The sequence below is a fragment of the Lactobacillus agrestimuris genome (assembly GCF_943193025.1).
Lineage (GTDB): Bacteria > Bacillota > Bacilli > Lactobacillales > Lactobacillaceae > Lactobacillus > Lactobacillus agrestimuris.
The window spans coordinates 1-19,553 of record NZ_CALPCQ010000030.1 but is presented as its reverse complement, the minus strand read 5'-3'; the positions used below and the strand labels follow the sequence as shown (position 1 = coordinate 19,553).

Genomic DNA, 19,553 nt, shown 5'->3' with positions numbered 1-19,553 from the left:
TTTCTAATTTTTGTTGTTTAGATAATTTAGACATAACAAAAGACCCAAAAGCGTCTAACTTTTGGGTCTCAGTTCAAAGATTCGCTTCTTTTTTATTATTGTCCATTTAATTAATATTGTTAATGTTTTGTAAATTTACTGAGCAAAAAGTTTGCTATCATACAATAAGTAGGTATAGAACAATTACTAAATACTAAAATAAAAATAAGAGGGATTTAATTGCATAAAAGTAGTAAAAAAGTTTTAAACGTATTAGCATGTGCTAGTGTATTAGCTACTACAGCTATTTCAGTTAACGCATTTCAAAATGATAATTCAGCATATACTGTTAATGCTGCTAAAAAGAAGAGAAGATCAGTTGTTTCAAGATCATACGGTGTTGATGTTGCCAATTACCAATCATCAAGTTTGAAGAGTCATGCAAATGCTGGAGCCGCCTTTGCGATTGTAAAGGTAAGTGAAGGTGTTTCATATAGAAACCCTAAGGCTGCGGCTCAAATTTCAAGTGCAAAGGCTAATGGAATGTTACCAATGGCATATCACTTTGCATTATTTGGCGCAAAATCGGCATCAGCTAAAGCTGAAGCCAACTATGCAATCGCATCAGCTAAGGCATTTGGCTTACCAAAAGGTTCATACATTGCATGTGATTGGGAAACTGGTGACGGTAACAATGTAAATGGTGGTAAGAATGCCAGTGCTAACGCTATTATTGCTTTCATGAAGAAAGTTAAATCTGCAGGTTATAAACCATTGTTGTATTCAGGTGCATCATTATTGAACAATAATATTAATACAGCTAAGGTTAATTCTGCATTTCCAAATTCATTATGGGTAGCTTCATATGCAACAATGGGTAGAATTGATAATCCAGATTTCAACTACTTCCCATCAATGGATGGTGTTGCAATTTGGCAATTTACAGATAACTGGCGCGGATTAAACGTTGACGGAAATATTAGTTTATTACCACTTTCTTACGGTTCTGCATCTAGTCAGGCTCCAAAGGCTAGTTCAATTTCAACCAAGAAGACGGTAATGTCTAAATCATATGTATATGATAAGAATGGTCAACGTAAAGGTACAGAATATCGTAAGGCTTATAGTAAAGTTAATGTTCTTGGTGGCGCAGTAGCAATTAATGGTGTTCAATACTATCGTATTGGTGAAAATTCATACATTAAGCTTGAAAACGTTGATGGTGCTAAACGTATTTTAAAGCACACAGCAAGTGTCTACGACAAGAATGGCAGGTTAGTTTCTGGTACTCCAAGTGTTGCTGCTGGTACAACTGTAGCAACCTACGGTAATCCAAGAACTATTAATAATAAGAGTTACTACCGAGTAAATAAAGGTCGTTACATCTTAGTTTCAGATTTTAATTAATCAGAACAAAGTAAAAGGGAATTGTATTTTACAATTCCCCTTTTTATTTATACATATCAAATATTATGTTAAATATTATTTACGAATTTAGCAATTCGAGCTAAAGCTTCTTTTAATTCATCAGTAGATGAGGCATAAGACAAACGAACGTATCCCTCACCACCTTTACCAAAGTATCTGCCTGGTGTCACACCAACTTTTGCTTTACTTGCTAATTCATTTGCAAATGCTTCATCATCTTGACCAAATTCATCTGGAATTTTAGCAAAAATATAGAAGGCACCTTGAGGAGTAGAGAGTTCAAACCCTAAATCTTCGAGGCCTTTTTTCATAAATACTAAACGGTCTTCGTAAATCTTTCTAGATTCAAGGGGATCGTTTTTACCATTATTTAACGCCTCAATGGCTGCTGCTTGTACATTATCAGTAACTGAAGTGACAAGGAAGGCATTAATTTTTCTGATACTTTTCATTATTTCGGCAGGAGCTGCAATATATCCTAAACGCCAACCTGTCATTGCATATGATTTTGAAAGACCTGAAATCAAAATATTTCTTTCAGGAATGTATTCAGATAGTGAATGGTGGGTATTTTCACCATAAACTAGTTCAGCATATATTTCGTCAGTAATAGAGAATAATTGATATTTAATAATGACTTGAGCTAGGCCTTGGAGGGTCTTCTCTGAATATACACGGCCCGTAGGATTAGAAGGATCAGTTAAAATAATAGCCTTTGCACCTTTTCCCTCATTGTTCAGCACTTCTTCCAAGTGTTTAGGCGTTAAGATAAAGCCGTCTTTTGAAGTATCGATTTCGATTGGAGTCGCACCAGTTAATTTAATCAATTGAAAGTATAAACCCCAAACAGGAGTTGGAACTAAAACTTTGTCTCCTGGATTAAGGATTGACATGAAGACGTTGTTTAAAGCGCCAGTTGCTCCAACAGTTACACAAACTTCGGTTTCAGGATCATAGTCAACATTGATACTACGTTTCAAGTAATCGCTAATAGCCTCAAGCAATTCAGGCTTACCAGCTTGTGGTGCGTAGTGAGAATCGTTAGCCTTGATATCTTTTATCGCTGCTTCTTGAACGTGTTCAGGAGTATTTAAGTCGGGTTCACCGATGGTTAATTTAATAATCCCAGGAATTTGTGACACTTTAACGTCAAAGGCACGAATCTTTGATGGTGAAAGTGAATTTAAACGAGTATTTAGAGTCATTGATAGATCATTTGCTAATTTTGGCATAATTCATAAGTCCTTTCTAGTTACGAATATTTTAAATTAGCTAGGTTTTAGAAACAACATTTTTTAAGAAATTTTGCTATATTTAATTTTGTAGAAAGAAGGAAGAGTGAATATGAATTTTGATAAACAAGGACAATTAAAGAAATTAAGCCATGAACAATATGAAGTAACGCAGAATGCAGCAACGGAATATCCTTTTACTGGTAAGTATGATGATTTTTATCAGAAAGGAATTTATGTCGATGTAGTCTCAGGAGAGCCACTTTTTTCAAGTGAAGATAAGTATGATGCTGGTTGTGGTTGGCCTAGCTTTACCAAACCGATCGAAAAATTAAAATATCGACGAGATCAATCACATAACATGGAAAGAACTGAAGTTAAAAGCCCGGAAGCTGATTCACATTTGGGACATGTTTTTACTGATGGACCAGCAGATAAAGGAGGATTAAGATATTGCATTAATTCTGCGGCCTTAAGATTTATTCCGTATGATGATTTAGATAAAGAAGGGTATGGTGAATATAAGAAGCTTTTTAAATAAGTTAGCTTAGTGGAATTGCTGATATAATGAAAGTAGTAAGAAATGAGAAAAGAGTTGAAAAAATGGCAGAGAAGAAATTATTATTATTATCTACCGGAGGAACCATTGCATCAGCAGTATCTGACGAAGGTTTGATTCCAAAAGAATCTGGTGAGGACTTATTAAAAAGGGTAAGTAATCTTCCATATGATATAGATGTAAAAGATATTTTGCAGCTAGATTCATCAAATATTCAACCTGAAGAATGGCGTAAAATCGCTGAGAAAATCTACGAATATCGTAATGATTATGATGGAATTGTTTTATCACACGGAACTGATACGATGGCATATACAGCTTCAATGCTCTCGTTTATGCTTCAAAATATTGAAATTCCAGTTGTCTTAACTGGTAGTCAGGTTCCAATTAATGTGGTTTTATCTGATGCACCAGATAATTTACGGTTGGCATTTGCGGCAGCCAGTGTGTGTCAACCGGGAATCTATTTAGCATTTGATCGTAAAATAATGCTTGGTTGTCGAAGCGTAAAGGTAAGAACCATTAACTTTGATGCATTTGAAAGTGTGAATGTTCCTCCGATAGCAAGAGTTACCTCGGACGGAATTGTTTTCAATAAGGATATTAAACTTCCTAAAAATTCTGGAAAATGTATCTTAAATACAAAGATTGATCCTCATGTTGCTTTGATTAAGCTCTTTCCTGGTTTTGATCCGGCTTTACTTGAAGCGATGGTTGATAATGGCTGTAAAGGGATTGTAATTGAAGGTTATGGCTTAGGCGGTATGAACTATATTAGAAGAAATATTGTTGGCTGTATCGGTAATTTAATTAAAAATAATATCCCAGTGATTGCAAGCAGTCAGTGTTTATATGAAAGAAGTGATTTGACTAAGTATGAAGTTGGGCGTTTAGCTTTGCTTGAAGGTGCGATTAGTGCTCAAGATATGACAAGTGAAAGTGCTATTACGAAGTTGATGTGGGGATTGGGTCAAGGTATGAATGTACATGAAATTTCTCAATTCTTCGCAACTGATGTAGTAGGTGAGGTAACTTTAGAAAATTAAAGTAGTTTAATATTACACTTTTGATAAAAAGTAAAAGTGGATTGTAAGCACTTCTTAATATTTTGCAGCATACAAATCGTGTTATGATTATTTAAGGTTATTAAAAGATATTAGCGAGGGATTTTAATGCAAAAGAGAAATAAAAAGCTTTTAGGGATTTTGGCTTGTGCAGCCAGTTTAAGTGGGGTTGCAGCAGGTGCAGTTCAGGTTTCTAAAGCAAATATTTCAGAAGTTAAAGCAGCAACAAATTCAGTTGGTTCAAGGCAATTGGGAGTTGATGTTGCAAGTTATCAAAGTAATGATATGAGTGGTTTTTCTAACTCAGGCAGTCAATTTGCAATTGTTAAGGTTAGTGAAGGTACAAATTACCGTAACCCGAAGGCATCTAGTCAAATTTCTAGTGCACTTAAGAATAATATGATGCCAATGGCTTATCACTTTGCTACATTTGGTGCAAATTCATCAGCAGCCGTAGCGGAAGCTAATTATGCTGTTTCATCAGCTAAAGCTTTAGGCTTGCCAAGTGGTTCATACATTGCCTGCGACTGGGAATCTGGCCAAGGTAATAATATCTCATCTGGTAAGAATCCAAGTGCGAATGCAATTTTGGCTTTTATGAAGCAAATTCAACAATCAGGTTATAAACCTTTGCTTTATTCAGGTGCCTATTTATTAAATAATAATATTAATACAAGCACAATTTTGTCACAATTCCCTAATTCATTATGGGTAGCTTCATATGCACAAGCAGGACGCATTGACAATCCTAACTTTAATTATTTCCCATCAATGGATGGTGTAGCAATTTGGCAATTTACTGATAATTGGCGTGGCTTGAATGTTGACGGTAACATCACTTTATTACCTTTATCATATAATTCAAGTTCAACGCAGGCTCCAATTCAAGAAGCTGCAAAGCCTTCGAATAACACGACTACCCAATCATCAAGCTCAGAAGCGAAGACCAGTAAGACCGTGATGTATAAGTCATTAGTCTATGATAAGAATGGAAATAAGACTGGTAAGTCAATTGCAGCTTATTCTCAAGTGACTGTTCTTGGTGGAATGGTTCAAATTAATGGACGTGCTTACTACAAGATTGGTGATAATCAATATATTGTATTGAACAATGTTGATGGTAAAATGCGTACTTTAAGTCATAATGCATATGTATATAACAATAAAGGTAATAGAGTTTATAGTGCAGGTAAGATGATAAGAGGAAACTCTTTGAAGACCTATGGTGCTAAATATCATATTAATGGTAAAGGTTATTACAGAATTAATAAGAATAGATATATTAAGGCTGGTAACTTTTAGGGATGAAAAAAGCCTCTGATTTTAATCAGAGGCTTTTTTATTACACAATTGTTTGTTCCTTAAATCGTCCGTAAACTTTTTCAACTTCACATACACTCATAAATGCATATGGATCAGATTTAGCTACGATTCGACGAATATCATACATATCATATCTATCAATAATTGTAATTAAAACAGTCTTTTCTGTGTGACCATAGGCACCCTCAGCATCGTGCAAAATAGTAATACCGCGGTGCATCTTGTTTTGGATACCGTCAATTATTGAATGAGGATTGTCAGTGATAATCATTACCTGCATCTTATTATGTTGAGTATATACTGAATCGATAACTCGACCATTAATAAAAATAGTTAATGCAGAATATAAAGCACGAGTCCATCCGAAAACAAATCCGGCAGCTGCAATTATTATCAAGTTAATTAAAATATTGAATTTTCCGTAACTTGTTCCAGTTTTCTTACGGATAACGATCCCGATAATATCTATACCACCAGTTGAAATTCCATTCTTTAAGGCAAACCCAGTACCAAAACCATTAATTGTACCACCGAAGATAGCACACAATAATGGATCCCAGTGAACATTTAAAGGTTGAATTATATTCATCATAATTGAGCCAAGCAATACAGCAACCGCAGTAAAGAAAGTAAACTTATGGCCAATTTTTGTCCAACCAAGAATAAACAACGGAATATTCAATGCAAAATACATAAATGAAGTTGAAATTTCAAATGGTAAAAACCGTTGACTGATCGAATTGATCAGCTGAGCAAAACCGGTTACTCCTGAAGAATACATATGTCCAGGAGTCCAGAAGAAATTCAAAGCAATCGCAACACTAATTGAATAGACCAGCGCTGCAGAAATTTTTGAAACGAAATTATATTTTCGATTAAATTTATCTAATTGATCCATGTTTTATTTCAAGTCCTAAAATAACTACTTCTTAAACATAATTATTTTAACAAAAGATTCAGTCCTAACCAATAGTTCAATTACTTCTTCCACATTTTTTGATATTCAGCACGACCACCAGATTCTTCTAATTGGTATCTAAGAGGATCTTTTTTATAGAAATCTTGATGATACTCTTCTGCAGGATAGAAAGGTCCAGCTTTTTCAATTTTAGTAACAATTGGTTTATCAAAAATGCCACTTTTAGCTAACTCTTTTTTTGACTCTTCGGCAATTTTCTTTTGTTCCTCAGAATTATAATAAATCACTGGACGATATTGATCACCACGGTCTTGGAATTGGCCCATTGCATCAGTTGGATCAGCAACTTGCCAATATAGTGCAACCAATTTTTTGTATGGCATAATTTTTGGATCAAACGTAATTTCAACTGCTTCAGTATGCCCAGTTTTACCTGTGCAAACTTCTTGATAAGTTGGGTTAGGGACATGACCACCAGTATACCCACTTACAACCTTTTTAATTCCTGGTAAAGTGTCAAAAGGTTCAACCATGCACCAAAAACATCCCCCAGCAAAGATTGCTGTGTCAAGAATTTTATCGTTCTTTGTCATCTTGGTACCCCCCATAAAAATTATTGTTTGCAGTGTATTTTACTCTCATGTTTATAAATATCAATTAAACTAGCTTTAAAGAAAAGAGAACGATAAAAATCGTTCTCTTGATACTAAAACAAACTCATCATATATTGACTAATTGCACTTTGTTGCATTTCTTCCCAAGTAGAGAAATTTGTTTCTTTTTTAATGAATTCATTTAATGATTCAATTGATAAGTCCTCCAAATTTTGAAAACTTTTTGCGCCGGCAGCCTTAATAAAAAAATCAATCGTAGTAAATTTCGTATTCTTTTGCATAAATTGCGGATTGAATAATTTTTCATAAGAAACTGCTTGTTGTGAACCATTATTTTTAGCAAGATTTTCTAAATTTTGCTTTAGTTTTTCTTTTTCATTTACCATGTGATATAGACCTTTCGCTTAAATAATACAAAGTATATCATGAAAAAGGACGCTCAGGTGAGCGTCCTTTTGATTTACTTGTTAAGATTGCTTTGAATAACCTTAATTGGATTCAACCAAGTACCATTGTCTACGTACCAATTGTTACATGGATAACCATTTTTGTTAATGTAATTCTTGTTTGTCTTAGTGATACCTAAGTGAAGGTGACTACCAGTTAACTTACCAATCTTTTGACCGGCTTTAACTGTTTGTCCAGGTTTTACGGAAATATCTTTCTTCTTATTAAAACCTTCTTGGTAAATTTGAACATAGTTATCAGGGCTAATAACCCAAACAAACCAGCCAAGACCATTACCGTATGCAACTTTTTCTACGGTTCCTTCGTGAACGGCTTTTACAGTTGATCTACCAACTTCACCCCAGCCAAAGTCCCAACCATCGTGGAAGTAGCTTAATGGCTTAAGAGAACGAGCATAATCAGTTTTACCAAAAATTTGGGCATTATACATTGGATTTACACCGTTTTTTGCCAGCTTAGCAAAAGGGTATACCCAAGGACCTTGTGAATCTTGTGCCAATTCGGTATTTACAACATTAGCTTTCTTTTTCTTAGCTGCTTGAATATTACTTGAACCAATAGTAAAGCTAGAAGTTAAAGCTAAAGCAGCAATAATTGTAGCAATTGACTTTCTAAATTTCATTATTCTAAATCGATCTAAAATCGATACAACTCCTCACTTTCATTTTTAACTATGAATAGTATAAGGATTGTATATTACAAAGATATTACTTATAGATAAAAAAAGACGTAATATAAATATTACGTCTAAAATATTAATCTTCAATGCCTAAGTGATGAAGGATTAATGCTGCAGTTTCTTCAATTGAACGATGGGCAACATTGACTACATAGCAACCAAGTTTATCATAAAGTTTTTTAGCTGCTTCTAATTCTTGATTAATTGAATCCATATTTGAGTAGGTTGTATCAGGATTTAAACCATAAGAAATCATTCTTTGTCTTCTAATTTCGTTCAAGACAGAAGGATCATTTGTTAGGCCAATAATCTTCTTTGGATCGATTTCATAGATTTCCTTTGGAATATGGGTTTCTGGAACAAGTGGCAAATTCGCAACCTTCAAATTCTTATTTGCTAAGAAAAGTGATAGAGGAGTTTTTGAAGTTCTTGAAACTCCAAGTAAAACTACATCAGCCTCTAAGAAGCCTTTTGGATCTTTACCATCATCGTACATAACAGCAAATTCCATAGCAGAAATTCGATCAAAGTATTTTGCATTAAGCTTGTGTTGGGCACCAGCTAATTCCGTAGGTCTCATTCCAGTTATTTGACTTATTGCTTCTACAGAAGGCGATAGAATGTCTACACTTTGAACTTTATGTTCACGAGCAAATTTGATAATTGGTAATTGCATCTCGTCTTTGACTAAGCTATAGATGATAACAATATTTTTGAAATCTTCAATCTCTTTAAGTGTAGTTTCAAGTTTCTTCTTATCAGTGATAAAAGGATAACGACGATAATTGATCTGAGCGTCTGGAAATTGAGCCGCAGCAGCTGTTGCGTTATTAAAAGCAGTATCTCCGGCAGAATCAGAAATTATAATAATGTTTACTTCAATTTTTTTTGTTACGTTTTCTGGCATCATATGCACCTCTTTCTAAATAAAATTATACCCAAATATCTGTAAAAATGAAATCGCTTAACAAATACTAAAGTAGCATTTTCTAGATAATTAAAAAAATATGCAAAAAAATCAAATAAGCTATTGACCACGTGATTTCGTTTGCTATAATTTACTTATACGTATGGCGGTTAACGCCAAGAAATGGAAGGAGGGATCACACATGGCTAAGACTATCGTTCACGAAAACGAGTCTATTGATGATGCTCTTCGTCGTTTTAAGCGTTCCGTTTCTAGAAGTGGTACCTTACAAGAATATCGTAAGCGCGAATTCTACGAAAAACCAAGTGTAAAGAGAAAGCTTAAGTCAGAAGCTGCACGCAAGCGTAGACATTATTAATAATTAAAAACTCACGTTGATAATACGTGAGTTTTTTTGTTCATTTATATGACAACAATTCTACAATTCTGCTATAATTTTTTGTGTAGGTTTTTTATAGAAAGAGGGAAACTACACAATGAGTTTATCTGAACAAATCATGACTGATATGAAAGCAGCCATGAAAGAAAAAGATAAAACAAAACTCAATACAGTGCGAATGATTAAGTCTGCACTTATGAATGAGAAGATCAAATTAGGTCATGACCTTAATTCTGATGAGGAATTAACGGTTCTTAACCGCGAAAAGAAGCAAAGAGAAGAATCAATTGAAGATTTTGCTAAAGCAGGTAGAGACGACTTGGTCGAAGAAACTAAGAAAGAATTGGCCGTCGTTGAAAAATACATGCCTAAGCAACTTTCTAAAGATGAATTAGATGAAATTGTTTCTGAAACTGTTAATGAGTTGGGAGCAAAGAGCAAGTCTGAATTTGGCCAAGTTATGAAAGCTTTAATGCCAAAAATCAAAGGTCGTGCTGATGGTAAAGAGGCTTCAGCTTTAGTAAGAGATCACCTTAATTAGTAGATGAAGGAGCGAATTTATTTGGCTCAAACCAGTTTTATTCCTACAAACCCAGAAAATATCCAAAAATTAGTTGGTATAAATGATGGCAATTTAAGATTATTATCTGAAGGTTATGATATTTCAGTTACTGATACTGGCAATGAAATTGTTATTGCTGGTGATAACGAAGAAAATATCAAGAAAATTTTACAGGTTCTAAAAGCATTAGACAATGTTGTGAATACCGGTGTTAACATCAGTGCGCCCGATGTTGTAAGTGCGATGAAAATGGCAGATAGAGGTACTACAGAATACTTTTCTGATCTATATAAAGAAGTTTTGATTAGGGATGCTAAAGGTAAACCTATCAGAGTTAAAAATATGGGACAAAAGAAGTATGTGGATGCCATTAAGAAAAATGATGTTGTTTTCGGAATCGGTCCTGCAGGTACAGGTAAGACTTTTCTAGCCGTTGTTTGTGCAATTGCTGCCTTTAAAAAGGGCGAGGTTTCACGTATTGTATTAACTAGACCTGCTGTTGAAGCAGGTGAATCCCTTGGATTTTTACCTGGTGACTTAAAGGAAAAAGTTGATCCTTATTTAAGGCCAATATATGATTCGCTTTATGCTATCTTAGGTACCAATACTACTGATCGTTTAATGGAGAGAGGAACTATTGAGGTCGCTCCACTTGCATACATGCGTGGTAGAACATTGGATGATGCCTTTGTGATTTTGGATGAAGCTCAGAATACTACTGATGCCCAAATGAAAATGTTCTTAACTCGTCTTGGATTTAACTCGAAGATGATTGTTAACGGTGATATGACGCAGGTCGATTTACCGGGTCGCCAGCGTAGTGGGTTAATTGATGCACAGCATATATTGAAGAATATTGATCAAATTAAATTTATTAATTTCTCTGCAAATGATGTTGTTCGTCACCCAGTTGTCGCTAAAATTATTAATGCTTATGAAAATGAGGAAATGAAAAAGACTAATGGATCCAATTGAAATTACATACAATGATGAAGTCGGTTTTTTAAAGGATGAAAATCGTGATTGGCAAGATTGGATTGAAAAGTTACTTCTTCTTGCTAAAAAAGAAATCGGCAAAGAAAATAATCTTGAGATGAGTATTAATTTTGTCGATGAAGATCGTAGCCATCAAATCAATCTTGAATATCGTGATAAGGATCGTCCAACCGATGTAATTTCATTCGCTATCGAAGATGGTGAAGAAGGGATTGACATGTCAGCTTTTCTTGTAGATCCTGATTTTCAAGAAGATATCGGGGATTTGTTCATGTGCCCAAGTGTAATTAAGAGACATTCTGTTGAATATGGAACAGGCTTTGATCGTGAATTCGGTTATACAATTGTTCATGGCTTTTTACATCTGAATGGATATGACCACATTGATCCAGATGAAGCAAAAGTAATGTTTGGTATTCAAGGGAAAGTTTTAGAAGATTACGGCTTACCACTGTATCCTGATCAGTTAGATGTAGGTAGAGGAAAATAATGACTCAAGAAAAGAAGTTTAAATCGGGGTTTGTTGCTCTAGTTGGTCGTCCAAATGTTGGAAAATCAACTTTAATGAATCGCTTAGTTGGCGAAAAGATCGCTATTACTTCAAATAAACCGCAGACAACTCGTAATAGAATCTCAGGAATTTATACTGAAGATAATATGCAAGTTGTATTTGTTGATACTCCGGGTATTTTTAAACCACATTCTCAGCTTGATAATTACATGGATAAAGCAAGTTTATCTACATTAAATGATGTGGATTTGGTTTTATTCATGGTTGAGCCTGAGTCACCCGGAAAAGGTGATAAATTCATCATTGAGCAACTAAAAAAAGTTAAAGCTCCAGTATTTTTGGTTATTAATAAAGTAGATGAAGTTCACCCGGACAAATTGCTACCAGTTATTGATGAATATCGTAACTTGGGTAACTTCAAGGAATTTCTTCCAGTTTCAGCTACCGAAGGAATTGGAATTTCTGATTTACTTGAAACCCTTTATAATAATTTACCCGAAGGTCCTCAATATTATGGTTCAGATCAGATCACAGATCGCCCAGAATATTTTGTGGTTGCCGAATTAATTCGTGAACAAATTTTACAGCTTACTTCACAAGAAGTACCACATGCTACCGCTGTTGCTGTAGATAGAATGAATCAGAGAATTAATGGTAAATTACAGATAGAAGCTACCATTTACGTTGAACGAGACGGTCAAAAAGGAATTATCATCGGAAAAGGTGGTAAGGCTCTTAAGCAAATCGGAATTCGTTCGCGTAAAGCTATCGAAGATCTTCTAGGTGAAAAAGTTAACTTACGTTTGTGGGTTAAAGTTCAAAAGAACTGGCGCTCGGATCCTAACTTTTTAAGATCAATTGGATACGATAAAAAGGAACTTTCATAAAATGGCACGTGAACTCAAAGAAGTTCAGGGCATAATTTTTAAAAGACAGAAATATAAAGAAGCAGATTTACTTGCTAAGATCATTACTAGAGAAGATGGCATTATAACCCTTGTAGTTAAAGGTGCACTTAGGGCAAAGTCAAAATTAAGTGCGGCAACTTTAAACTTTTCATACGGGACATATGTCATTTATACTAGTGGTCAGGGCTTAAGTAATTTGCGAACCTATAAAGAAGTAAAGCAATTTGAAGGATTATACAATGATCTAGAAAATAATGCTTATGCTTCTTTTATTTTGGACTTAATTGATCACGCCTTTTCTGAGTATCAACCACTCGGAAAGTATTATAATTTAGTAGATTTTGCTCTGAATAAGATTAATAATAATGTAGATCCAGAAATGATTACTCAAATTGTGCAAATGCAGATTCTTTCTGCTTATGGTGTTGAACCTGAACTGAAAAAATGCGTTATTTGTGGGAAAGAAACAGGTATTTTTGATTACTCAATTAAACTTGGCGGAATTGTCTGTAGTGATCATTTTAGGATCGAAAATAACAGATTACACTTAAAACCGAAAGAAACGGCAATTTTAAGAACGATAGGTTTAGTTCCAATTGAACGATTAGGATCTATTTCTATAAGTGATGAAACAAAGCTGGCCACTAGAAAAGCAATTGATAAAATTTACCGTCAAACTGTCGATTTAAATTTAAAAACAAAGAAATTTTTAGACGAATTAAGATTGTTTGATTAACCCTAGTTTTAGAATACGTCATGTGGTAAAATCAAAGGTGATTCGAGAATGACAATAATGAGGAATAAAAAAGTACTAATAAAGCGAGTGCCGTAGGGTGAAAGGGCATATAGGAAAAGGCCCCTCTAGTCATTTAAATTAAGAGCAGGAAGAAAACTTCCTGAATTAGGGTGGAACCGCGATAATTAATATTCGTCCCTATGCAATAATTTTGCATGGGCTTTTTTTATGGCCTAGCGCAGGAAGGAAATGAGACAAAATGACAGATAAAAAATTAAATGTTCAAAATATGATCTTTAAGCTTGAAGAATTTTGGGCATCTAAAGGTTGTATGATTATGCCTTCATACGATGTTGAAAAGGGTGCGGGAACTATGAGTCCTTACACTTTTCTTCGCGCAGTTGGTCCAGAACCATGGGCAGCATGTTATGTAGAACCTTCTAGAAGACCTGCAGATGGTCGTTATGGTGAAAATCCAAACAGATTGTTCCAACACCACCAATTCCAAGTGGTAATTAAACCAGCCCCATTAGAAATTCAACAATACTACTTAGATAGTTTGAAAGTTTTGGGAATTGATCCACTTGAACATGATATTCGTTTCGTAGAAGATAACTGGGCAAACCCATCAATGGGTTGTGCCGGTGTTGGTTGGGAAGTATGGCTTGATGGTATGGAAGTCAGCCAATTTACATACTTCCAAGTTGTTGGTGAATTAGATGTAAAGCCAACAATGAGCGAAATTACTTACGGTGTTGAAAGACTTGCTTCATATATCCAAGACGTTAACTCAGTATTTGACCTTGAATGGGGTAATGGTATTTTGTACCGTGATATCTTTAAGCAACCAGAATATGAACATTCAAAATATGCATTCGAGGAATCAAATCAAGATCAATTGCTTGAATTCTTTGACATTTATGAAGCTACTGCTAAACGTCTTCTTAGTCAAAACTTGGTTCACCCAGCATATGACTATATTTTGAAGTGTTCACACACATTCAATTTACTTGATGCGCGTGGTGCCGTTTCAGTTACTGAACGTGCAGGTTACTTATCAAGAATTAGAAGTTTAGCTCATGAAGTTGCTTCTAAGTTTGTTGAAGAGCGTGAAAAACGTGGCTTCCCATTATTGAAGAATGCTGAAGATAAGAAAGCGGGGAACGAAAATGCCTAAGAATTACTTATTCGAAATTGGTACTGAAGAAATGCCAGCCCATGTGGTTACCCGAAGTGTAAACCAATTGGCTGACAGAACTCGTAAATTTTTAAAGGAAAACGGATTAAACTTTAAAGATATTAAAACTTACTCAACTCCTCGTCGTTTGACTATTTTTGTTGAAGATTTAGCGGAAAAGCAAGAAGATATCGACGAAGTTAAAAAAGGTCCTGCAAAGAAGATTGCTCAAGATGCAGATGGTAATTGGACTAAGGCTGCTGAAGGTTTTGTACGTGGTCAAGGCATGACTGTTGATGATATTTACTTTGAAGAACTTAAGGGTGTTGAATATGCCTATATTCATGTACAAAAGGAAGGTAAGAAAGCCAGCGATATTTTGCTTGGTATGAGCGATATCATTAAGGCTATGACTTTCCCAACAAAGATGCGTTGGGGTTCAAATGATTTTGAATTCGTTCGTCCGATTCATTGGTTGGTATCATTATTTGGTTCAGATGTTGTACCAGTCCAAATTTTAGATATTACTGCCGGTCGTAAGACTCAAGGTCATCGTTTCTTAGGAGATTCAGTAATTCTTGCAAACGCCGACGACTATGTTGATGCATTAAAGGATCAATTTGTTATTGTTGATGCTAAAGAACGTAAAGATATGATTGTTAGTCAAATGAATGATTTGATTAACAAAAATAATTGGAAGATCAAAGAGGATAGCAACTTACTTGAAGAAGTTACAAATCTTGTTGAATATCCAACTGTTTTTGCTGGTTCGTTTGATAAGAAATACCTTGAGATTCCAGATGAAGTATTAATTACTTCAATGAAAGATAATCAACGTTACTTTGAAGTTTATGATGAAGATGGTAATTTGATCAATCACTTTATCTCTGTAAGAAATGGTAATAAAAATTACATTGATAATGTGATTTCAGGTAACGAAAAGGTTCTTGTTGCTCGTCTTGATGACGCACAATTCTTCTATGATGAAGATCGCAAGTATCCATTAAGTCACTTTGTTTCTAAGATGAAGAACGTCTCATTCCATGATAAGATAGGTTCAATGTCTGAAAAAATGGAACGTGTTCAAATTATTGGTGACTATCTTGCTAAGCGTTGGAACCTTCAAGATAATGTTGTTACTGACTTCAATCGTGCAAGTGAACTATATAAATTTGATTTGGTTACCCAAATGGTTGGAGAATTCGCTGAGCTTCAAGGTGTAATGGGTATGCATTATGCTCGTCTTGCTGGTGAAAATGAAGAAGTTTCTGTTGCAATTAAGGAACACTACATGCCTGCTACTGCAGAAGGTCCACTTCCAGAAACTACTGTTGGCTCACTTCTTTCAATTGCTGATAAGCTTGATACAATCATTACTTTCTTTGGTGCAGGAATGATTCCTTCATCATCAAATGATCCATATGCACTTCGTCGTTATGCATACGGTATCGTAAGAATCTTACTTAACGAAAAATGGTCATTACCATTTAACGAAGTATTACCTGAAATTGTTGAGTTAATCGATGGTAAGACACCTGCTAAGTTGCCTAAGAAGGGGGAAGAAGACGAACAAATCGCTTTGTTCATTCGTGATCGTATTAAGCAATACTTACAAAAGAACGATTTCAAGTATGACGTTATTGATGCTGTTCTTGCTTCAAGTCAACAAGATCCAAGTCAAATTCTTTCAGCAGCAAATGTTTTACAATTGCATCATGATGATGTAGAATTTAAGTCTGTTGTCGAAAGTTTGACAAGAATTGACAATATTTTAGATAAAGCAAAGTTTAAAGAAAACATTTCAGTTGATGAAAGTTTATTTGAAGATTCAAGTGAAAATGAACTCTACTCAGCTGTTAAGGAAATTGAAGATATTAAAGATTTATCTGACCTATACAATGACTTTGTACAAATTCAACCAGTTATCGATAAGTACTTTGAAACTAATATGATTATGGCTGATGATGAAAAGGTTAAGAATAACCGTTTAGCACAATTAAGAACAATTAGTAAGTTAGCTGATCGCTTAGGTGATTTAACTAAGTTAGTAATTAAGTAAAAAAAGAATAGGTGATTCTATATGGCTGGATTAATTCCAGAGAATTTCATTAGTGAAGTTAGAGGAAATGTCAATATTGTTGATGTAATCGGCCAATATGTCTCACTTGAAAAGAAAGGCAAAGACTATATTGGTCTTTGCCCTTTTCACCAGGAGAAAACTCCATCTTTTACAGTAAATGAAGAAAAACAATTTTTTAAATGTTTTGGATGCGGTAAGGGTGGAAATGTATTTAAATTCCTGATGTACAAAGATGATTTAACTTTTCCAGAAAGTGTAAAAGCTGTAGCCGATTTTGCGCATATTCCAATGCCATCTGGATATGGTTCAAACGAAGTCGTAACTATTAATCCACTAAGTAAGATGCACAAGGATGCTTGTGACTTCTATCATCATGTTCTACTTACTACTAGAGCTGGTGAAAGAGGAATGAACTATGCAAAAGAACGTGAGCTCGATGAAGAAATTTTAAATCATTTTCAAATTGGCTATGCACCAAAGCAAGATAATCTTTTATTAACTTATTTAAAAGATAAGGGATATAGTGAAGACGATTTAGTCAAAAGTGGTCTTTTCGTTGAAACGCAAGATGGAAGGTTATTTGATAGATTCAGAGACCGATTGATGTTTCCGCTAGCAAATGAAAGTGGTCAAGTAATTGGCTTCTCAGGTCGTAGAATTTCTAATGATAAAACTGAAGCTAAGTACATAAATAGTCCTGAAACTGAACTATTTTCCAAATCTAAAGTACTATTTCACTTTGCAGAGGCCAAAAAAGCTGCTCGAAGTGAGGGACATTTAGTTTTGTACGAAGGTTATATGGATGTTATTGCCGCTTATAAGGCAGGAATTAAATCAGGAATTGCTTCAATGGGAACTAGTCTAACTGACCAGCAAGTTTATTTGTTGAGGAGGATCACACCAAATATAATTATCAACTATGATGGTGATGATCCAGGAGTGCATGCTGAAGAGCGTGCAGCTAGAATGTTTGAAAAAGCAGGTGGATTCAATTTAGGTATTGTAGTTTTACCTGATAATATGGATCCTGATGAATATGTTAAGGCTAAAGGGGAAGACAAATATCGAGAACAGGTTAAAAATGCAATGCCTCCAACCGATTTCTTCCTTAGTAGGCTGGCTAATAAATATAATTTAAGTAATGATCGGGATCGATTAACATATTTAGATGAGGCAGTAAAAGAAATAGCTCAATTATCTAATCCAGTTGAGCAAGATTTTTATCTTGGCAAATTATCCAAAACTGAGAATATTTCTAAAGAATCTTTAAAAGTAAATTTAATGCGAGAAAGAAGAAGAATTTCTCGTGCTAAACGAAATAAAGGCGACTCTCTTGTTGAAATGCCGGCTTCCTCAGAACCGGTTGAGGAAAAACAAGAAGTTAAATATGATTATGCTTTGACAAGGTTGCTATACTTATTTATGAATTCTGAGGGAGCTAGAAATTATATTTTAGATAAAAAATTCCTTTTCCCGGATCCAAGTTATGCCCAATTAGCAGAACTATGGTTAAAGTATATTGAGACTCATGAGGTGCCTACAACTAGTGGATTCTTGGATTTTATTCCTGAGCAACTTCAAGGTATAATAGTAAATGCTGAAATGATAGAAATGCCCGATGCCTCTTCATCCCCAAGAGAAGTTGATGATATCATAAGTGTATTAGCAAAGCGCAATATCAATTCACGAGTGAAAGAACTTAATAGAAAAGTACAGGATGCAGCGCGCGTTAATGATACAGACAAAGTGATTAGATTGACTCAAGAAATTTTGAGATTGAAGAGAATGCATATGTAAAGGGAGGGTTTTTAGTGGCAGAAGTAAATAAAAAACCATCTTTAGATAAGATGGTTAAAGAAGTCGTTAAAGATGTAAAAAGTAGTAAATCAATTACTGAGAAAGATTTTACAGATCGCTTGATCAAGCCTTATAATTTGCAAGGAAAAGCAGTTGATCAATTAGTTCAAGAATTTGAAGATAACGGAATTAGCATCGTTGACGAAAAAGGTGAACCTTCAAAATTAGCCTTAAAGAAACAAAAAGATGTAGAAAAAGCTGAATTGAAGAACTTATCTGCTCCTTCAAGCGTACGTATGAATGATCCAGTTCGCATGTACTTGAAGGAAATCGGTCGTGTTCCATTATTAAATGCCGATCAAGAAATTGCTCTTGCAAAAAGAATTGAAGATGGTGATGAAGAAGCTAAACAAGAATTAGCTGAAGCTAACTTGCGTTTGGTCGTTTCAATTGCTAAAAGATATGTAGGACGCGGTATGTCATTCCTTGATCTTATCCAAGAAGGTAATATGGGGTTGATGAAGGCCGTTGATAAATTTGATTATCGTTTAGGTTTCAAGTTTTCAACCTATGCAACTTGGTGGATTAGACAAGCTATTACTCGTGCTATTGCTGATCAAGCCCGTACGATCAGAATTCCTGTTCACATGGTTGAAACTATCAATAAGTTGATTAGAATTCAACGTCAATTGCTTCAAGATTTAGGTCGTGAACCAACTCCTGAAGAAATCGGAGCAGAAATGGATATGCCTACTAATAAGGTACGTGATATCCTTAAGATTGCTCAAGAACCAGTATCACTTGAAACTCCAATTGGTGAAGAGGATGATTCTCATCTTGGGGACTTTATCGAAGATAAAGATGCTACAAGTCCTGAACAACATGCATCATATGAAATGTTGAAGGAACAATTGGAAGAAACACTTGATACTTTGACTGACCGTGAAGAAAATGTTCTTCGACTTCGTTTTGGTCTTGATGATGGTCGTACCCGCACTTTGGAAGAGGTAGGTCGTGTATTCGGTGTTACTCGTGAACGTATTCGTCAGATCGAAGCCAAGGCTCTTCGTAAATTACGTCACCCAAGCCGTTCTAACCAACTTCGTGATTTCTTAGATTAATAAAAAGGATTGAGTTAATGAAGTGCCATAGAAAAGTTAGACACTTTATAAAAATTTAAACATTTGATAATACACGATTTCTGTATTTTACAG

The 19,553-nt window shown here is 34.8% G+C and carries 20 protein-coding genes; 14 read left to right on the top strand and 6 right to left on the bottom strand.

Features of this window, described 5'->3' with window-relative positions; translation table 11 throughout:
• The first annotated feature begins 219 nt into the window (after window positions 1-219).
• The gene (locus NFR82_RS08150) at window positions 220-1,386 is read left to right on the top strand and encodes an SLAP domain-containing protein (protein ID WP_251717795.1); all 1,167 of its coding nucleotides are present in this window, start codon (window positions 220-222) and stop codon (window positions 1,384-1,386) included.
• A gap of 68 nt (window positions 1,387-1,454) precedes the next feature.
• Here NFR82_RS08150 and NFR82_RS08145 read toward each other — a convergent pair whose 3' ends face one another.
• Window positions 1,455-2,639, bottom strand: coding sequence for an aminotransferase class I/II-fold pyridoxal phosphate-dependent enzyme (locus NFR82_RS08145; protein ID WP_251717794.1), 1,185 nt, complete (start codon window positions 2,637-2,639; stop codon window positions 1,455-1,457).
• Window positions 2,640-2,751: 112 nt separating this feature from the next.
• Here NFR82_RS08145 and msrB point away from each other — a divergent pair, with 112 nt between their 5' ends.
• From msrB to NFR82_RS08130, 3 genes are all read left to right on the top strand, one after another.
• Complete coding sequence (gene msrB, locus NFR82_RS08140) at window positions 2,752-3,180, top strand: peptide-methionine (R)-S-oxide reductase MsrB (protein ID WP_251717793.1); 429 nt, start codon at window positions 2,752-2,754, stop codon at window positions 3,178-3,180.
• A 62-nt stretch (window positions 3,181-3,242) separates the two neighbouring features.
• Window positions 3,243-4,244 carry an asparaginase gene (locus tag NFR82_RS08135; protein WP_251717792.1) on the top strand — a complete coding sequence of 334 codons (1,002 nt, stop codon included), beginning with the start codon at window positions 3,243-3,245 and terminating at the stop codon, window positions 4,242-4,244.
• A 126-nt stretch (window positions 4,245-4,370) separates the two neighbouring features.
• On the top strand, window positions 4,371-5,564 hold the full coding sequence (locus NFR82_RS08130; protein ID WP_251717791.1) for a GH25 family lysozyme: 1,194 nt from the start codon (window positions 4,371-4,373) through the stop codon (window positions 5,562-5,564).
• A 40-nt stretch (window positions 5,565-5,604) separates the two neighbouring features.
• Here NFR82_RS08130 and NFR82_RS08125 read toward each other — a convergent pair whose 3' ends face one another.
• From NFR82_RS08125 to NFR82_RS08105, 5 genes are all read right to left on the bottom strand, one after another.
• On the bottom strand, window positions 5,605-6,483 hold the full coding sequence (locus NFR82_RS08125) for a YitT family protein (protein WP_251717790.1): 879 nt from the start codon (window positions 6,481-6,483) through the stop codon (window positions 5,605-5,607).
• 80 nt (window positions 6,484-6,563) lie between these two features.
• On the bottom strand, window positions 6,564-7,097 hold the full coding sequence (msrA, locus tag NFR82_RS08120) for a peptide-methionine (S)-S-oxide reductase MsrA (RefSeq protein WP_251717789.1): 534 nt from the start codon (window positions 7,095-7,097) through the stop codon (window positions 6,564-6,566).
• 113 nt (window positions 7,098-7,210) lie between these two features.
• Window positions 7,211-7,504 (bottom strand): hypothetical protein, encoded by a 294-nt coding sequence (locus NFR82_RS08115; protein ID WP_251717788.1) that lies wholly within the window; start codon window positions 7,502-7,504, stop codon window positions 7,211-7,213.
• A 74-nt stretch (window positions 7,505-7,578) separates the two neighbouring features.
• Complete coding sequence (locus NFR82_RS08110; protein WP_251717787.1) at window positions 7,579-8,208, bottom strand: M23 family metallopeptidase; 630 nt, start codon at window positions 8,206-8,208, stop codon at window positions 7,579-7,581.
• A gap of 133 nt (window positions 8,209-8,341) precedes the next feature.
• Window positions 8,342-9,172 carry a pyruvate, water dikinase regulatory protein gene (locus NFR82_RS08105; protein WP_251717797.1) on the bottom strand — a complete coding sequence of 277 codons (831 nt, stop codon included), beginning with the start codon at window positions 9,170-9,172 and terminating at the stop codon, window positions 8,342-8,344.
• Between the two features lie 202 nt (window positions 9,173-9,374).
• Here NFR82_RS08105 and rpsU point away from each other — a divergent pair, with 202 nt between their 5' ends.
• The 10 genes from rpsU to rpoD all read left to right on the top strand — a co-directional run bounded on the left by rpsU (window position 9,375) and on the right by rpoD (window position 19,460).
• On the top strand, window positions 9,375-9,551 hold the full coding sequence (gene rpsU, locus NFR82_RS08100; RefSeq protein ID WP_003647180.1) for a 30S ribosomal protein S21: 177 nt from the start codon (window positions 9,375-9,377) through the stop codon (window positions 9,549-9,551).
• Between the two features lie 118 nt (window positions 9,552-9,669).
• On the top strand, window positions 9,670-10,113 hold the full coding sequence (locus NFR82_RS08095) for a GatB/YqeY domain-containing protein (RefSeq protein ID WP_251717786.1): 444 nt from the start codon (window positions 9,670-9,672) through the stop codon (window positions 10,111-10,113).
• A 21-nt stretch (window positions 10,114-10,134) separates the two neighbouring features.
• On the top strand, window positions 10,135-11,109 hold the full coding sequence (locus tag NFR82_RS08090) for a PhoH family protein (protein WP_251717785.1): 975 nt from the start codon (window positions 10,135-10,137) through the stop codon (window positions 11,107-11,109).
• On the top strand, window positions 11,096-11,620 hold the full coding sequence (gene ybeY / locus NFR82_RS08085) for an rRNA maturation RNase YbeY (protein ID WP_251717784.1): 525 nt from the start codon (window positions 11,096-11,098) through the stop codon (window positions 11,618-11,620). Before NFR82_RS08090 ends, ybeY begins: the two co-directional genes overlap by 14 nt.
• On the top strand, window positions 11,620-12,528 hold the full coding sequence (era, locus tag NFR82_RS08080; RefSeq protein ID WP_251717783.1) for a GTPase Era: 909 nt from the start codon (window positions 11,620-11,622) through the stop codon (window positions 12,526-12,528). The genes ybeY and era overlap by 1 nt, the downstream gene beginning before the upstream one ends.
• Before the next feature lies 1 nt (window position 12,529).
• The gene (recO, locus tag NFR82_RS08075) at window positions 12,530-13,285 is read left to right on the top strand and encodes a DNA repair protein RecO (protein ID WP_251717782.1); all 756 of its coding nucleotides are present in this window, start codon (window positions 12,530-12,532) and stop codon (window positions 13,283-13,285) included.
• 259 nt (window positions 13,286-13,544) lie between these two features.
• Entirely contained in the window at window positions 13,545-14,462 is a 918-nt protein-coding gene (glyQ, locus tag NFR82_RS08070; protein ID WP_251717781.1) for a glycine--tRNA ligase subunit alpha, read from the top strand.
• Window positions 14,455-16,521 (top strand): glycine--tRNA ligase subunit beta, encoded by a 2,067-nt coding sequence (glyS, locus tag NFR82_RS08065; RefSeq protein ID WP_251717780.1) that lies wholly within the window; start codon window positions 14,455-14,457, stop codon window positions 16,519-16,521. Before glyQ ends, glyS begins: the two co-directional genes overlap by 8 nt.
• A gap of 21 nt (window positions 16,522-16,542) precedes the next feature.
• Window positions 16,543-18,339: a DNA primase gene (gene dnaG, locus NFR82_RS08060; RefSeq protein WP_251717779.1), complete on the top strand. Its 1,797-nt coding sequence runs from the start codon at window positions 16,543-16,545 to the stop codon at window positions 18,337-18,339.
• Between the two features lie 14 nt (window positions 18,340-18,353).
• Complete coding sequence (gene rpoD, locus NFR82_RS08055; RefSeq protein ID WP_277612433.1) at window positions 18,354-19,460, top strand: RNA polymerase sigma factor RpoD; 1,107 nt, start codon at window positions 18,354-18,356, stop codon at window positions 19,458-19,460.
• The last annotated feature ends 93 nt before the right edge of the window (window positions 19,461-19,553 follow it).

Bases quoted from the DNA above. Each gene is read 5' to 3' on its own strand.
- NFR82_RS08095 (WP_251717786.1), top strand. From the start codon at position 9,670: ATGAGTTTATCTGAACAAATCATGACTGATATGAAAGCAGCCATGAAA.
- NFR82_RS08125 (WP_251717790.1), bottom strand. From the start codon at position 6,483: ATGGATCAATTAGATAAATTTAATCGAAAATATAATTTCGTTTCAAAA.
- msrB (WP_251717793.1), top strand. From the start codon at position 2,752: ATGAATTTTGATAAACAAGGACAATTAAAGAAATTAAGCCATGAACAA.
- msrA (WP_251717789.1), bottom strand. From the start codon at position 7,097: ATGACAAAGAACGATAAAATTCTTGACACAGCAATCTTTGCTGGGGGA.
- NFR82_RS08135 (WP_251717792.1), top strand. From the start codon at position 3,243: ATGGCAGAGAAGAAATTATTATTATTATCTACCGGAGGAACCATTGCA.
- dnaG (WP_251717779.1), top strand. From the start codon at position 16,543: ATGGCTGGATTAATTCCAGAGAATTTCATTAGTGAAGTTAGAGGAAAT.
- NFR82_RS08105 (WP_251717797.1), bottom strand. From the start codon at position 9,172: ATGCCAGAAAACGTAACAAAAAAAATTGAAGTAAACATTATTATAATT.
- rpsU (WP_003647180.1), top strand. From the start codon at position 9,375: ATGGCTAAGACTATCGTTCACGAAAACGAGTCTATTGATGATGCTCTT.
- recO (WP_251717782.1), top strand. From the start codon at position 12,530: ATGGCACGTGAACTCAAAGAAGTTCAGGGCATAATTTTTAAAAGACAG.
- glyS (WP_251717780.1), top strand. From the start codon at position 14,455: ATGCCTAAGAATTACTTATTCGAAATTGGTACTGAAGAAATGCCAGCC.
- era (WP_251717783.1), top strand. From the start codon at position 11,620: ATGACTCAAGAAAAGAAGTTTAAATCGGGGTTTGTTGCTCTAGTTGGT.
- ybeY (WP_251717784.1), top strand. From the start codon at position 11,096: ATGGATCCAATTGAAATTACATACAATGATGAAGTCGGTTTTTTAAAG.
- NFR82_RS08115 (WP_251717788.1), bottom strand. From the start codon at position 7,504: ATGGTAAATGAAAAAGAAAAACTAAAGCAAAATTTAGAAAATCTTGCT.
- NFR82_RS08130 (WP_251717791.1), top strand. From the start codon at position 4,371: ATGCAAAAGAGAAATAAAAAGCTTTTAGGGATTTTGGCTTGTGCAGCC.
- NFR82_RS08145 (WP_251717794.1), bottom strand. From the start codon at position 2,639: ATGCCAAAATTAGCAAATGATCTATCAATGACTCTAAATACTCGTTTA.
- glyQ (WP_251717781.1), top strand. From the start codon at position 13,545: ATGACAGATAAAAAATTAAATGTTCAAAATATGATCTTTAAGCTTGAA.
- NFR82_RS08110 (WP_251717787.1), bottom strand. From the start codon at position 8,208: ATGAAATTTAGAAAGTCAATTGCTACAATTATTGCTGCTTTAGCTTTA.